This is a genomic window from Brevibacterium sp. Marseille-P9724 (genome assembly GCF_902500275.1).
Lineage (GTDB): Bacteria > Actinomycetota > Actinomycetes > Actinomycetales > Brevibacteriaceae > Brevibacterium.
Map to the genome: position 1 here is coordinate 1 of NZ_LR722990.1, position 13,085 is coordinate 13,085.

General features: G+C 62.3%; 18 protein-coding genes and 2 pseudogenes. 14 read left to right on the forward strand and 6 right to left on the reverse strand.

Features of this window, described 5'->3' with window-relative positions:
• Window positions 1-132: pseudogene (locus tag GC119_RS10990) on the forward strand (IS481 family transposase); the annotation flags it as partial.
• Between the two features lie 6 nt (window positions 133-138).
• On the opposite strand, the gene GC119_RS00005 reads toward GC119_RS10990, so the two are convergent.
• Complete coding sequence (locus tag GC119_RS00005) at window positions 139-399, reverse strand: hypothetical protein (protein ID WP_083304252.1); 261 nt, start codon at window positions 397-399, stop codon at window positions 139-141.
• A 183-nt stretch (window positions 400-582) separates the two neighbouring features.
• Here GC119_RS00005 and nrdI point away from each other — a divergent pair, with 183 nt between their 5' ends.
• From nrdI to GC119_RS00025, 4 genes are read left to right on the forward strand one after another with little or no spacing between them, the layout of a single operon-like run.
• Window positions 583-1,062: a class Ib ribonucleoside-diphosphate reductase assembly flavoprotein NrdI gene (nrdI, locus tag GC119_RS00010; protein ID WP_070576471.1), complete on the forward strand. Its 480-nt coding sequence runs from the start codon at window positions 583-585 to the stop codon at window positions 1,060-1,062.
• Window positions 1,059-3,215 carry a class 1b ribonucleoside-diphosphate reductase subunit alpha gene (gene nrdE / locus GC119_RS00015; protein ID WP_070576474.1) on the forward strand — a complete coding sequence of 719 codons (2,157 nt, stop codon included), beginning with the start codon at window positions 1,059-1,061 and terminating at the stop codon, window positions 3,213-3,215. The genes nrdI and nrdE overlap by 4 nt, the downstream gene beginning before the upstream one ends.
• A 30-nt stretch (window positions 3,216-3,245) precedes the next feature.
• The gene (gene nrdF, locus GC119_RS00020; protein WP_083304253.1) at window positions 3,246-4,271 is read left to right on the forward strand and encodes a class 1b ribonucleoside-diphosphate reductase subunit beta; all 1,026 of its coding nucleotides are present in this window, start codon (window positions 3,246-3,248) and stop codon (window positions 4,269-4,271) included.
• 43 nt (window positions 4,272-4,314) lie between these two features.
• On the forward strand, window positions 4,315-4,881 hold the full coding sequence (locus tag GC119_RS00025; protein WP_070576477.1) for an NADPH-dependent FMN reductase: 567 nt from the start codon (window positions 4,315-4,317) through the stop codon (window positions 4,879-4,881).
• 155 nt (window positions 4,882-5,036) lie between these two features.
• Here GC119_RS00025 and GC119_RS00030 read toward each other — a convergent pair whose 3' ends face one another.
• The 5 genes and pseudogenes from GC119_RS00030 to GC119_RS00050 form a co-directional block, all read right to left on the reverse strand.
• Window positions 5,037-5,321 carry a hypothetical protein gene (locus GC119_RS00030; RefSeq protein ID WP_070576482.1) on the reverse strand — a complete coding sequence of 95 codons (285 nt, stop codon included), beginning with the start codon at window positions 5,319-5,321 and terminating at the stop codon, window positions 5,037-5,039.
• Complete coding sequence (locus tag GC119_RS00035; RefSeq protein ID WP_070576485.1) at window positions 5,318-5,929, reverse strand: recombinase family protein; 612 nt, start codon at window positions 5,927-5,929, stop codon at window positions 5,318-5,320. The genes GC119_RS00030 and GC119_RS00035 overlap by 4 nt, the downstream gene beginning before the upstream one ends.
• A 110-nt stretch (window positions 5,930-6,039) precedes the next feature.
• Entirely contained in the window at window positions 6,040-6,405 is a 366-nt protein-coding gene (locus GC119_RS00040; RefSeq protein WP_070576489.1) for a hypothetical protein, read from the reverse strand.
• Window positions 6,406-6,451: 46 nt separating this feature from the next.
• Window positions 6,452-7,605: pseudogene (locus GC119_RS00045) on the reverse strand (IS1249 family transposase).
• 156 nt (window positions 7,606-7,761) lie between these two features.
• A complete protein-coding gene (locus GC119_RS00050) occupies window positions 7,762-7,965 on the reverse strand; it encodes a hypothetical protein (protein WP_070576496.1) in 204 nt (67 codons plus the stop codon).
• Window positions 7,966-8,230: 265 nt separating this feature from the next.
• Between GC119_RS00050 and GC119_RS00055 the strand changes: the two genes are divergently transcribed.
• The 9 genes from GC119_RS00055 to GC119_RS00095 all read left to right on the forward strand — a co-directional run bounded on the left by GC119_RS00055 (window position 8,231) and on the right by GC119_RS00095 (window position 12,989).
• Window positions 8,231-8,617, forward strand: a complete 387-nt coding sequence (locus GC119_RS00055) for a helix-turn-helix transcriptional regulator (RefSeq protein ID WP_070576499.1) — start codon at window positions 8,231-8,233, stop codon at window positions 8,615-8,617.
• A 749-nt stretch (window positions 8,618-9,366) separates the two neighbouring features.
• Complete coding sequence (locus GC119_RS00060) at window positions 9,367-9,960, forward strand: helix-turn-helix domain-containing protein (RefSeq protein ID WP_070576503.1); 594 nt, start codon at window positions 9,367-9,369, stop codon at window positions 9,958-9,960.
• Between the two features lie 185 nt (window positions 9,961-10,145).
• Window positions 10,146-10,475 (forward strand): nucleotidyltransferase domain-containing protein, encoded by a 330-nt coding sequence (locus GC119_RS00065; protein WP_176747328.1) that lies wholly within the window; start codon window positions 10,146-10,148, stop codon window positions 10,473-10,475.
• Window positions 10,476-10,502: 27 nt separating this feature from the next.
• Window positions 10,503-10,928 carry an aminoglycoside adenylyltransferase domain-containing protein gene (locus GC119_RS00070; RefSeq protein WP_070576510.1) on the forward strand — a complete coding sequence of 142 codons (426 nt, stop codon included), beginning with the start codon at window positions 10,503-10,505 and terminating at the stop codon, window positions 10,926-10,928.
• 130 nt (window positions 10,929-11,058) lie between these two features.
• Entirely contained in the window at window positions 11,059-11,340 is a 282-nt protein-coding gene (locus GC119_RS00075) for a type II toxin-antitoxin system RelE/ParE family toxin (protein ID WP_083304254.1), read from the forward strand.
• Window positions 11,315-11,635, forward strand: a complete 321-nt coding sequence (locus tag GC119_RS00080) for a HigA family addiction module antitoxin (protein WP_070576575.1) — start codon at window positions 11,315-11,317, stop codon at window positions 11,633-11,635. The genes GC119_RS00075 and GC119_RS00080 overlap by 26 nt, the downstream gene beginning before the upstream one ends.
• 150 nt (window positions 11,636-11,785) lie before the next feature.
• The gene (locus GC119_RS00085) at window positions 11,786-12,019 is read left to right on the forward strand and encodes a FitA-like ribbon-helix-helix domain-containing protein (RefSeq protein ID WP_070576519.1); all 234 of its coding nucleotides are present in this window, start codon (window positions 11,786-11,788) and stop codon (window positions 12,017-12,019) included.
• Window positions 12,016-12,441, forward strand: a complete 426-nt coding sequence (locus tag GC119_RS00090) for a type II toxin-antitoxin system VapC family toxin (RefSeq protein WP_070576522.1) — start codon at window positions 12,016-12,018, stop codon at window positions 12,439-12,441. The genes GC119_RS00085 and GC119_RS00090 overlap by 4 nt, the downstream gene beginning before the upstream one ends.
• On the forward strand, window positions 12,438-12,989 hold the full coding sequence (locus GC119_RS00095) for a GNAT family N-acetyltransferase (protein WP_141750262.1): 552 nt from the start codon (window positions 12,438-12,440) through the stop codon (window positions 12,987-12,989). The genes GC119_RS00090 and GC119_RS00095 overlap by 4 nt, the downstream gene beginning before the upstream one ends.
• Window positions 12,990-13,085: the final 96 nt, after the last annotated feature.

The window sequence follows — 13,085 nt, forward strand, 5'->3', positions numbered from 1 at the left end:
GCCAGTGAGAGTGCTCGCGAGGATTCGTACGCAGCGTTCTTACATGACTACAATCACCACCGAGCCCACACCGCCATCGGGGGACTCTCACCAGCCGACCGCGTTCACAACCTCACGGGGAAGTACACCTAGGTCTCCTCAGGCCAGCGGAGGCAGCCGAGGCCCCGCGCCGGGCGCAGGCGGTGGGCCGGCGCGGTGGGAGGCGTCGATGAATCGGTCGAGTTTCTCGGGCTCCTCCCCGCGCAGGTAGACCCGGAGCATCCGCAGCAGGCTCAGCACCACGGCCTCCGGGTCCGAAGTTGTGCGCAGCAGTTGCGCGGCGGCCTCGTGCTCGCCCTCGCGCGCTGACTGGAACAGGGCGATCGCTTCCATCCATGCACCCTCGTCGCGCTCTGCCATGCCTCCTCCTCTCGACCCCCACAGCGTAATGTTCGGCAGAGCGTAGTTGCAAACTTTGGCGTGGCGTAGACAAGGGAGTCGCAACAGTGTTACTACTAGATACGACACCCTGAACACCGAGGGGTACAACATCTAGTGGTTGGTGGCGTCGTGTGCCACGAGCCGAGAGCGAGGAGGTCCGCCATGCTGACACCGTCCAAAGGCCCGGCACCGGTGCGTGAACTCGCGCCGGACCAGTCGCCGGATCTGGTGTTCTTCTCAAGCGTCTCGGAGAACACCCGCCGGTTCGTCGAGCAGCTTGATCGGCCGGCTGTGCGCATCCCGCTGCGCCCGCGGGTGGAGGGCATGATTCGGGTGGTCCGGCCCTTCGTCCTGGTCGTGCCGACCTACGGCGGCGGGGAACAGGCGGGTGCGGTTCCGAAGCAGGTGATCGCCTTCCTGAACGACCCGGCCAACCGCGCTCTGCTGCGCGGGGTGATCACCGCGGGGAACACGAACTTCGGCGAGCACTACTGCCTGGCCGGGCCCATCATCGCGCGCAAGTGCCAGGTGCCGGAGCTCTACCGCTTCGAGCTGCTGGGAACCCAGCGCGACATCGACACCGTCAACACCGGCCTGTCCCGCTTCTGGGACCAGGTCAACAACGAAAGGACAACCGCATGACCACCATCGCCTCAGAGGTTCCCGTGCGCACCGGCATCGGAGCGCGGAAGGACTACCACGCGCTCAATGCCGAACTGAACCTGTTCGCCTCCGACGGCTCGATCCAGTTCGACAAGGACCGTCAGGCCGCCGCCGAGTACCTCCGCCAGCATGTGGTCCCGAACACCAAGGTCTTCTCCTCGGCGGCCGAGCGCCTGGAGTGGCTAGTGGACCACGATTACTACGAGTCCGAATTCCTGGCAGCCTACACCCCGGAATTTCTATGCGCACTGCACGAGCGCGCCCATTCCGTGGGGCACCAGTTCGCCACTTTCTTGGGAGCCTTCAAATTCTTCACCTCGTATGCTCTGAAAACCTTCGACGGCACCACCTATCTTGAAGGGTTCGAAGAACGGGTGGTCGCTACCGCGCTCTACCTCGGTCAGGGCGACGAGCAACTGGCCACCGGGCTGGTCGACGAGATGCTCTCCGGTCGCTTCCAGCCTGCGACGCCGACTTTCCTCAACGCGGGGAAGGCCCAGCGCGGAGAGCTGGTCTCCTGCTTCCTGCTGCGGGTGGAGGACAACTTAGAGTCCATCGGTCGCAGCGTGAACTCCGCCTTGCAGCTGTCCAAGCGTGGCGGGGGCGTGGCGCTGTTGCTGTCGAACCTGCGTGAGGTCGGTGCTCCGATCAAACGAATCGAGAACCAGGCCTCCGGCGTGGTGCCTGTGATGAAGATCCTCGAGGACTCGTTCTCCTACGCCAATCAGCTTGGCGCTAGGCAGGGCGCAGGCGCGGTCTACCTGCATGCCCACCACCCCGACATCCTGCGCTTCCTCGACACCAAGCGCGAGAACGCCGACGAGAAGATCCGCATCAAGACCCTCTCCCTGGGCGTCGTCATCCCGGATGTGACCTTCCAACTGGCCAAGGAGAACCGGGACATGCACCTCTTCAGCCCCTACGACGTGCAGCGCGAATACGGTACGCCGTTGTCAGACCTGTCGGTGAGCGACCACTATGACGAGCTCGTGGCGAACCCGCGGATTCGAAAGAACGCGGTCAGCGCCCGGGAGTTCTTCAAGACCCTCGCCGAGCTCCAATTCGAGTCCGGATACCCCTATGTGCTCTTCGAAGACACCGTCAACCGTGCCAATCCGCTGGCAGGTCGCATCAACATGTCCAACCTCTGCTCCGAGATCCTGCAGACCAACACGCCTTCGACCTACGACTCCGCTATCGGGTACCAGGAAATCGGCCAAGACATCTCCTGCAACCTCGGCTCACTCAACATCGCTCAGGCCATGAACTCCTCGAACCTGGGGTCGACCGTGGAGACCGCGGTGCGGGCACTGACCAGTGTCTCCGACCAGACTAACGTCGATGCCGTCCCATCCGTGGCGAACGGGAACGAGACCAGCCACGCAATCGGACTGGGCCAGATGAACCTGCACGGCTACCTCGCCTCCCAGCGCATCCACTACGGCAGCGAAGAAGGCATTGACTTCACTGACATCTACTTCCTTACCATCACCTATCACGCGATCCGCGCATCGAATCAAATCGCGATTGAGCGCGGTAAGACCTTCGCCGGCTTCGAGGACTCGACCTACGCCGACGGCTCCTTCTTCGACAAATACACCCAACATGACTGGCAACCCGCCACTCAGCGGGTGCGCGAACTATTCGCAGACGCAGGCGTGACCATCCCTTCCCGCGAGGACTGGGAACGGCTGCGCGAGTCGGTGAAACAGCACGGAATCTACAACGCCTACCTGCAGGCCGTCCCGCCCACCGGTTCGATCTCGTATGTGAACAACGCGACCGCTTCGATCCATCCGGTCGCGGCGAAGATCGAGATCCGCAAGGAGGGCAAGCTCGGCCGCGTCTACTACCCGGCCCCGCACATGAGTGATGACAACGTCGGCTTCTATCAAGACGCCTACGAGATCGGCTACGAGAAGATCATCGACACCTACGCCGCAGCCACCCGACACGTCGACCAGGGGCTCTCGCTCACCCTGTTCTTCCGCGACACTGCCACGACTCGCGACATCAACCGCGCGCAGATCTACGCCTGGCGCAAAGGCATCAAAACCCTCTACTACATCCGACTGCGCCAACCAGCACTCGAAGGTACCGAGATCGAGAACTGCGTCTCCTGCACACTCTGACCCAATCCAGCCCATACCCAAGGAACCCGCATGACGACCACTAACCCCACCCGCCCGCTCTCCGAGACCTCGGTGACCCCGCCCGCATACCGCCACGACCCATTGGCCAGGCTGCGACCGATCAATTGGAACCGCGTCGGCGACGAGAAAGACCTCGAGGTATGGAACCGGCTCACCGCGAACTTCTGGCTGCCCGAGAAGGTGCCACTGTCCAACGACATCCCCGCCTGGCAGAGGCTCACCGAGAAGGAACGAACTCTCACGATGCGTGTCTTCACCGGGCTGACGATGCTTGACACGGTGCAAGCCACAGTCGGCGAGATCTGTCAGATCCAGGATGCTCGCACCGAACACGAAGAGGCCGTCTACACCAACATCGCGTTCATGCAGTCGGTGCACGCCCGGTCCTACTCTTCGGTGTTCTCCACCCTGACGAGCACTCCGGAGATCGACGACGCCTACCGGTGGGCCGTGGACAACGACCTGCTTCAGCAGCGGTGCAAAATGGTACTGAAACACTACTACGGCAACGACCCGCTCAAACGGAAGGTCTCCTCTACTCTGCTGTCCTCACTGCTGCTCTACGCAGGGTTCTACCTGCCATTGCATTTCTCCGTGCACGCCACACTGACCAACACCGCGGACATGATCCGCCTCATCCTGCGGGATAAGGCCGTGCACGGCTACTACTCCGGCTACAAATATCAGCGCGGCATCGAGTCTCAGTCCTCTGCACGGCATGACGAGATGCGCGAGTTCACCTACGAGCTGCTTGAAGTCCTCTACGAGCTGGAGCTCGCCTACTCAGGTGAACTGTACGAGCCGCTGGGGCTGATGGACGACGTGGCAGTGTTCGTGCGCTACAACGCGAACAAGGCACTGATGAACCTCGGCTACCCTGCACGTTTCAGCTCGGAAGAGACCGAAGTCAATCCGGAAATCCTCGCCGCCCTGGCACCGAGCGCTGATGAAAACCACGACTTCTTCTCCGGGTCCGGATCCTCCTACGTCATCGGGAAGGGCGAGGACACCAGCGACGCCGACTGGGACTTCTGAGACCCGTCGACCGACCAACCTGTTCCCAAACGAAAGGCACCACATGACCAAGAACATCTCCGTGATCGTCGGCAGCCTGCGCCGCGGCTCCTACGCGCGCAAGATCGCCCACGAGACCATCACATACTTCCCCGAGGGCTATGACTCGCGCATCGTCGAGATCCGCGACCTGCCGCTCTATGACTTCGACTACGACGACCCCGAGGTCACCGACAAGGCCACGCCGGAGGAGTACACGCGGTTCCGCGAGACCATCAAGGCCTCCGATGGGGTCCTGTTCGTCACCGCCGAGAACAACCGCACCATCCCGGCCTGCCTGAAGAACGCCATCGACATCGGCTCCAAGCCCAACAGCGACGTCGCCTGGAAGAATCTCCCGGCCGGGATCATCAGCCATTCCGTCGGACGCATGGGCGGCTACAGCTCCCAGAAGAACCTGCGCCTGGCCCTGTCCTACTTCGACATGCCCACCCTCGGCCAACCCGAAGTCTTCCTTGGCCAGTCACCGACTCTGATCGACGATACGGGGCGAATCACAGCCGAGCGCACCGTCGAGTTCCTCCAGAACTACGTTGACCGCTTCGTCCGCCTCGTCAATGAGCACGCCTGAGTCAGCCAAGCACCGCACCCTCACCACGTCGAGGGTGCGGTGCTCAGCCTCAGCCTGGAGACCGCAGAAAGAAGCCGATCTGGCCGCAGCTACTATTACAGCCCTGCGGCGTCCCTCCGGGACGCTCATTCGGTCCACGTGGTGCGGAACCGTTCCTACCAGACCTCCATCGCCCGCCAGAGCCCGCTGCCCGGGTCGACCGCGGCCGGATCCACGCGCTGTCCGCCCTCCGAACGGTAGATCGTGACGGCCTCCACGCTTCCGTCGAGGCCGATCTCGGCGGCGGCCTCGATGCACAGGTCCTCCGACAGCGTCGCCGTGAACGTCTGGGTATGCCCGAGTTCGGTGGCCTCGCGAACGACCTGTTGCGCCAGTCCCGCGGTGTCGATGCGCTCGCGCAGCCGGTCGAAGCGCTGGATTTGGTTCGTGATGTCGTTCATTCCCGCTCCATCTCGTTGTGGGTCTGATCGACCCCATACTTGCCCTCGCCGGCCAGCGCCGTGTATAGCGTCTGCCTGCTGACGCCGAGCTCTCGTGCGACCGCCGCCTTCGGCACGCCGCGGGCGATGAGCTCACGCGCACTGAAGATCTGCCCGTCGGTGAGCTTCTGCTCCCTCTCGTAGACGCCACGCGCCTTGGCGATCGCGATGCCCTCGGCCTGGCGCTCCCTGATGGTCGCCCGCTCAAGCTGGGCGACCGCGGCGAGGATCGTGAGCATGAACTCGCCCTGCGGAGTGTCGGTGTTCAGCTCCGGGCTGTCGACGAACTCGACGGCGACGCCTTTGCCCTGCAGCTCCTTGACGAGCGAGAGGAGGTCGGTCGTCGAGCGCGACAGCCGGTCCGGGCTCTTCACTCGGACGACGTCGCCGTCGCGGACGTAGGCGACCATCTCCTCGAGCTGCGCCCGGTCGTCGACGTTCTTCCCCGAGACCTTTTCGGCGAACAGCCGGTCGACCTCGCCGATGGCCTCGACCTGCCGTGCCTCGTTCTGGTCGGCGGCGCTGACTCGTACGTACCCGACCGTCTGGCCCTTTTTCTGTCCATTCATCTCTAGACCTCTCAATCAGTTGTGTCGAAGGGCCCCGAACCCGACCTCTTTGGACGGGGTTCGAGGGGTCATGCTGTCTGTCCCATCGGGTAGACCCTGTTGAGCACCCCTCATCCCAAGACGATCTTCCCGACGGTCTCGCCGGCGTCCTTGCACTTGTCGATGTGCTGCTCCTTCTGGCCCTCGAGGTCGATCACCGCGGTTTCCCGCTCACCGACGACGTGCAGGCTGTCGTCGGTCACCTCGATCGAGGTCGGTGACGTGGGCCCGGCACCCGGCATCGGGTTATTGCCCTCCCATCTGATCGAGCTGTCGGCGAGTGTCCCGGCCACCGAGTCCTTCTGCCCGAGGCAGTTGATCTTGTCGTGCGTGACCTCGGTGCCGTCGACCGTCCAGACCTCCAGGTACGGCGACCACGCCTGGACGGAGACCGCATAGGTCGTGGCCCTCGGCTCGTCGGCCGTGGTGGAGTCCACCTCACCGGTGGGTTAATGCTCAAAATGTGTGTATGGGTTCGGCGTGTCAGTGGTGTCTGCCGGCCCATCCTTGTTGGATTCCGATGCCGTCTTCGTAGCTGAAAGCGGTGTCGTAGGCGGCTGGCCCGATGAGCTCATCGGTAGGGGCTTGTGGCCTTGTTCTGGGCGGGTTCCAGTGGGCTTCGGTGACGAAGCTCCAGGGGTCGCGGGGTGTTCGGTGTGCTGGTAGAGCAGCCAGTCGACGCCGCGGCGGGCATGGTCGGCGGTGAGTCCGCGGTGGTGTCTGAGGAAGTCCTTGATTGCTTTGTTCGGACCGCCTTCTAACGGGTTCGTGGTCGCAGCAACAGGTTTCGGTGCGTCGGGATCTAGCCAGGTGAACAGTTCGTTGTCGGCCAGGAGCCCGGTGATCAGTTTGTGTGCGCGTCGGGTTCGAATGTGGGTGTGCCACCATTTCTGGTTCGGATTCGCGTGCGCTGGCCGGGGTGTGTTCTTCCTGGCGTAGGTGCGGTGATTGAGAAACGTCTGCCAGGTCGCTTCCCAGCTGAGGAACGAGGCCGTCCAGGCGGCTGCTTCATCCAGGCTGCTCACGGTGGAAAGGGCCTTGTACAGGGCTAGGAGTTGCTGGTTGGCTGGCAGTTTCGGTGTGCGTGTCAGATGCCGGTGGGCGGCGTTACGGATGTGGAAGAAGCAGCGTTGGATCTTCGTATCCGGCCAGCAGTTCTTCAAAGCCTTCGGCAACGGCCCGTTGCCATCGACGATCGCGTAGGCCGGTGCCGGGATCCGGGCCAGTAGCGCTGTCCAGGAGGCGAGCTTTTCCCGGTCGCACCACTGCCAGTCGATGACATGGCAGCCGGTATGAGCGATGAGGACGCACCAGCCGTTGAAATAGGTGCCATCGAGCATGATCTGGTGATGGATTTCGCCAGTCGGCACGATGGTCGGTGTGACGTTCCAGCACCAAGCCGTTTGGCGTCTAAACGTCGATGCGCTCACGTCGAGCCGGTTGATCCCAGCAGGACCGGACAGCCAGGACAAGAACGCCTGGAACTCAGCGTGCCGGGTGATATCCGGCCGGTGTTGGGTTGTCGAAGCGCCGCAGGATTTGCAGCGCCAGCGCGTCCGTCCAGCGGTGGTCTTACCGTTCTTGACGAGCTTGTTTGCGCATACACCACATCGGGGCTGATTCCTAGAACCGGTCACCCCGCATGCTTTCAGAGCATGTACACATCCCTGAAGCCCTACGGACTACTGGCCAAGACCCCTATCCTGTACACACAAAATGAGTATTAACCCCTCGAGGCGTCGAGGTCGTCTTCCGAGAAAGTGGCCCGTGCCGGGCCTCAGGCGCGGCGGTGCTCATGCCGTGGCCTGATCGGCGTTGATGGGGACGGCGAGATACTTCAGGTCCGTCTCACGGATCTTCACGGTGTTGGCAACCATGAGAGCGGGGACAACGCCCTCGGCGATTCGCCGACGGATCGTATTCTTCGAGCCGTAGCCCAGCTCCTGCAGTTCACGCACGGAGTAGAGGCGGTCTGGAGTCGATGGGGTCGTGCACATTAGTCGGAACCTTTCAATAGTGGTGATTATCGCTGAGATGTCTCGACTGCTCTCCGCATCCTGCGGGGTCGAGCTCCGTCCGGTTCCGACTTCCCGGCCGCGTCGCCCATCGAAGGGCTCACCGCTCTGGCATGTGCCTGGTTCGGCTCCACCATCCGGGTGAAGCCTTGCCCCAATCATACCCAACAAGCACCGATTTGAGCAACTCTCGGTCATGCAACATGCGATTAGAGCAGATTGACGGTAACGATCGAAGGATGAGTTGATGTCACAGACGCCCGAAGAGCTGTTCGCACGCAGGTTGCGTGACCAGAGGCGAGCCGCCGGCATGACGCAGGCTGGGCTTGCCCGCCTGCTCTCACGGCTGCAGGGGAGTGAGCTCAACACGACAGCCATCACGAAGATGGAGTCGGGAGATCGGGCGATCCGGCTCAACGAGGCGGTGTACATCGCCCATATCCTCGACCTGCCGCTGGAGCCGATGGTTGCTCCAGAGGACCAGGCGACCCTGCGTCGCATCGAGCTGGAGCGGGAGATCGAGCAGTATGAACTGCGCCTGCGTCAGCTTCAGGACGAGTACATGCAGTCTTACCAGGCAGCCATCGATGCGCAGGAGGCGCTGGCGCAACTGGACACCGAAGGGGCTGAGTGATTCCTGGAGCCCCGGACTCTATCCGCCCGCTGCGACGTGGGCCCCGATCCCTGCGGGCGCTGGGCTTGGCCTGAGTCGGGGGAGTGCGGACCCTCCGGGCGGGTTGGGCAGTCAGGAGGTGGGGAGTGATCCATCATCTGACCCGTGTACCCAGTGCTGGGTACACGCACAGTCCCTGGTCAGCCCCGGTATTGGCGGAACTCCGCGGCAATGCTGTACCCAGCGGAGAATCCACTGGGTACAGGCATAATGCCTGGTCAGAGCGGGTGTTTGACTCCTCTGTACCCAATGTACCCAATTGGAAGAGTTTTCTAATTGGAAAATACGATGTGGATACCCTGCGGAGCGTAAACATGCGTGCATGTGTGTGCGTAACCAATTTTTACTGGGTACATTGGGTGCAACACCCCTAAATACATGCTCTGACCTGGGCAAACACCTGTACCCAGTAAAATTGCTACTGGGTACAAGCTGGGTACGCCAATAGGCAACCACCCCCTCTGACCTGCGGAAACGTCTGTACCCAGCACTGGGTACAGCCCCCTGCTTCCCTTCCTTCTGACCAACCAGCCGGCCGCAGGCCGGTGCGCACTTCAGCCTCTTGAGGCCTGGACCGGCCCGCAGGGCCGATCTCCGGAATGCCGTTGCGGCTCGGCATTGCCCTTCATTCTTCTTCCTGGCGACCTCCCCGGCTTCCACTCATTTCCGAACAGAGCAGATGTCTGTACCGGCTTCTACACTGAGGTGTCATGCCGACTCTTCCTCCGACTTCGCTCGCTGTCTCCGCGGCCGTCGCTGACCAGCGTGAGGCCGCTGGACTCACCGTCGACGAACTGGCCGAGACGGTCCGGCATCTCGGTCACCGGATGACATCGGCCGACATCCGGGCCATCGAAGCCGGAGAGGCACCGGCCACGGTCGACGACCTCGTCGCCCTGGCAGTGGCGCTGGGCACCACGCCTGTCGTCCTCCTGTCGCATGTGCCCGCCGACCTGCCTGACCCTGATGAGGGTCAGATCGCCACTGGTGTCCCCGACGACGTCATCGGCGCTCAGCTGCGGGACTGGATGGAGGGTCGGACCTCTCTCGATCGGCAATCCCGTGTGGCCTACTGGCGTGAGCGCGCCAGCCGGCTCGAGTTGCTGCGCACCCACCACCATGAGCAGCAGGAGGCCGCCGCCGCCGAACTGGCCGACCTCGGTGAGCTTGCCCTCCAAGAGGCCGACGCCGGGCCCGTCATCGCCCTACATGAGCGTGTCGATGAAGGCGATCGGCTTCTGAACCAATGCGATCGGGCTCAGGCCCTCATCGAACATCGGCTTGAACGGCTGGCCAGCCTGTGATGGCTGCATGTACCGGAACTGGGGGTGGAGTTCAGGTTCAATGTATAAATGACCCTGGTCAGAAGGGTGTCTGAGTCGTTCTCCCGTGTGGGTGAGTTTCACTTCAACATCTGAGCGCCGCGTTTCCGGCTGGAACGAAACGACCCATGCTGCCGAGCGGATTCTGGCACGTAGCCTTCACTGATATGGACGATCTGATCCGGACTGTTCTCGACAGAGTGCTCGCAATCGACCCCGGCGGGATCGTCGGGGTGTACCTCTACGGCTCCAGTACGTCGACGGGTCTCGGCCCGGAGAGCGATGTAGATCTGCTGCTGGTGACGCGCAGATCGTTGACGCCTCAAGATCGGGCATCGTTGATCTCCACGTTGCTCGGGCTCTCGGGGTGGAAGGGGCATGCCGAGGCGTTCCCGGAAGTCGCGAGCCGTCGCCCGCTTGAGGTGACGAGCTTGGTCACGGCTGACCTCAAGCCGTTGGTCGCTGCGCCGTGGCGTGACTTCCAGTTCGGGGAGTGACTCAGGGGCGACTTCGTCCAGGGCTATGTGTCCGAGCCGGAGCGCGATCCGGATGTGGTGATCCTGCTGGCGACAGCTTTGGCATCGCACCGGGTGCTGCACGGGGCGGCGCTGGACACTCTGGTCACTGATGTGCCCTTCGCGCTCCTGAAGGACGCGCAACTGGCTGCACTGCCGGCGCTCGTCGACGATCTGGATGGCGAGCCGCGCAATGTTCTTCTGACGCTGGCGCGTGCGCTTCATACCGTGGAGACCGGAGCGATAGTCGCCAAGGATCAGGCGGCAGCTGTTGCGGCGAGGCGCGTCGATCCCGCTGGGGCGGATCTGCTTCTTGCTGCCGCTCGCGAGTACCTAGGCGAGGGGCAGGTCGACTGGGATCGTGAATCGAGTCAGGTGTCGTCTCTGGCGCAGTCGTTGATCACGCTGATCCAGCGAACATCTGCGGAGGCGTGAACGTACACACGGACATCACCGGGCAACCAGCTGTGCGGATCCGGTGACAGAGGTTGGAACGTGCCTGAACTTGGTCGAATTCCGGTTTAACGTGTAGCGTTATTGATGGTCTCCGTTATAAAATCACGCCGTGATCAGATCGTTTGGCAACAAGGACACCGAGCGCATCTGGCATGAGCAGTACGTCAAGCGTATTGACCGGACTGTGCAGCGGGCGGCCATGCGGAAGCTCGAGCTGATTCACGCGGCGAAGGACGTTGATGATCTGCGAATCCCGCCCGGGAACCGGCTGGAGCGTCTCGTCGGCGACCGGCGTGGACAGCACAGCATCCGAGTGAACGCGCAATGGCGTATCTGCTTCATCTGGAGAGATGGAGGTGCAGAAGATGTCGAACTCGTCGACTACCACTGAGGACGACCTGATCGAGCCGATCCACCCGGGAGAGATCCTGCTGGAGGACTTCATCGAGGGTTTCGGGATTACGCAGAACAAGCTTGCCGTTTCGATCGGGGTGCCGCCTCGTCGGATCAACGAGATCGTGCATGGCAAGCGAGGTATCACTGCAGATACGGCGATACGACTGGCGCGGTATTTCGGGACGTCCGAGGAGTTTTGGATGAATCTGCAGTCGAACTACGAGCTGCGGTTGAAGCGTCGCGCTCTGAAGAACACGGTCGCTGCTATTACTCCACTGCAGGTCGCGTGAGTGAATGTAACCTCGCGGTGTAACGTGTTCGTGCCGCCTACTTGCTATTGAAGTTATAGCGTAGGCATCGTTCTTGAGTGCTTCCGGTTGTTGGTTCCCGCATTGCACCATCGCAGCAATCATTGTTGATAGCACAAGGAGGTGGCTCTGATGGCATCTATCATCGTGCGTGGTCTCGATGACCACGTGAAGCAACAGCTCGCATCTCAGGCGAAGGAGAACGGGCGGTCCATGGAAGCCGAGGTTCGTGACATCCTGACAAAGGCGGCTCGACGGCCGCACATCGGCATGGCTCTTCTGGGCGTGGCGCGGGAAGTCGGTGGGGTCAAGGAGCTCCCGGTTCCGACGCGCGACGATGTTGCAAGGGCGGCGTACTTCGAATGATCGTCCTCGACACCAATATCATTTCGGAGATGTTTCGGCCCTCGCCGGAGCCTCGTGTCGTCGAATGGCTTGTGGCGCTGACCGGTGACGTCGCGATCACATCCATCACTCTTGCGGAGCTGCTTGCCGGTGTCCGAAAGCTCCCGGAAGGCCGACGCAAAGACGAGCTGGCGCATGGAATCGAGGAAGCAGTAGCGCCGTATCGGGCGAGCCAGTCCTTGCTTGCTTTCGATGCTGACGCGGCGAAGCAATACGCGGAGGTGCTCGCGTCGCGAGAGGCCGCAGGCGCGCCGATAAGTACCGCCGACGCCCAAATCGCCGCGATCTGCCTAGCACACGGGGCAACCTGCGCTACGCGCAATGTGAAGGATTTTCAGCACACCGGCGTCGAACTCGTGGACCCTTGGAATGTGGACGCGTGAAGCGTCATTCGATCGAGGTCCTCGCCCACCAGGAAGTCACTGAGGCCGATCTGCGTGGGCTTCGACAGCTGTTCGACAGCGAGTATCTCAAGGAGTTCGGAGAGTGGGATCCGCAACAGCCATACGGCTACGCGTCACATGATGTCCACATCATGGCGCGGATCGAAGGCCGCGTCATTGGCCACGTGGGATGGGCACGCCGCGAGATCGCTGTCGGTACGGAGACCCTCGCGATCGCGGGAGTCGGCGGTGTCTTGATCTCCGGTGACGCGAGAGGGATGGGTCTCGGGCACGAACTCATGAGCTGGGCAGCGCAATCGATGCGCGATCGCGGTCGCCTCGCGTTCGGCTACTTGGGCTGTCGAGAGCAAGTCGTCCCATTCTACGAGTCGTGTGGTTGGAAGAGGATTCTTGCTCGCGAGAAGTCGATCGGGCGTGATGGCGAATCTGTCGTGGGCGAGCTCGGCCCGCCGATCCTCATCCTGCCAATCGCCCCGCTCGAGACATGGCCTGACGGAGACGTCGACCTGCGCGGGCGGGCTTGGTAGTCGCTGGCTGCAGGGTCCTACGTGCCAGAACTCGCTGGAATTCCGGTTCAACGTCTGACGCGCACCGTTGACACTTCCCATAAGTGGAAGATATAT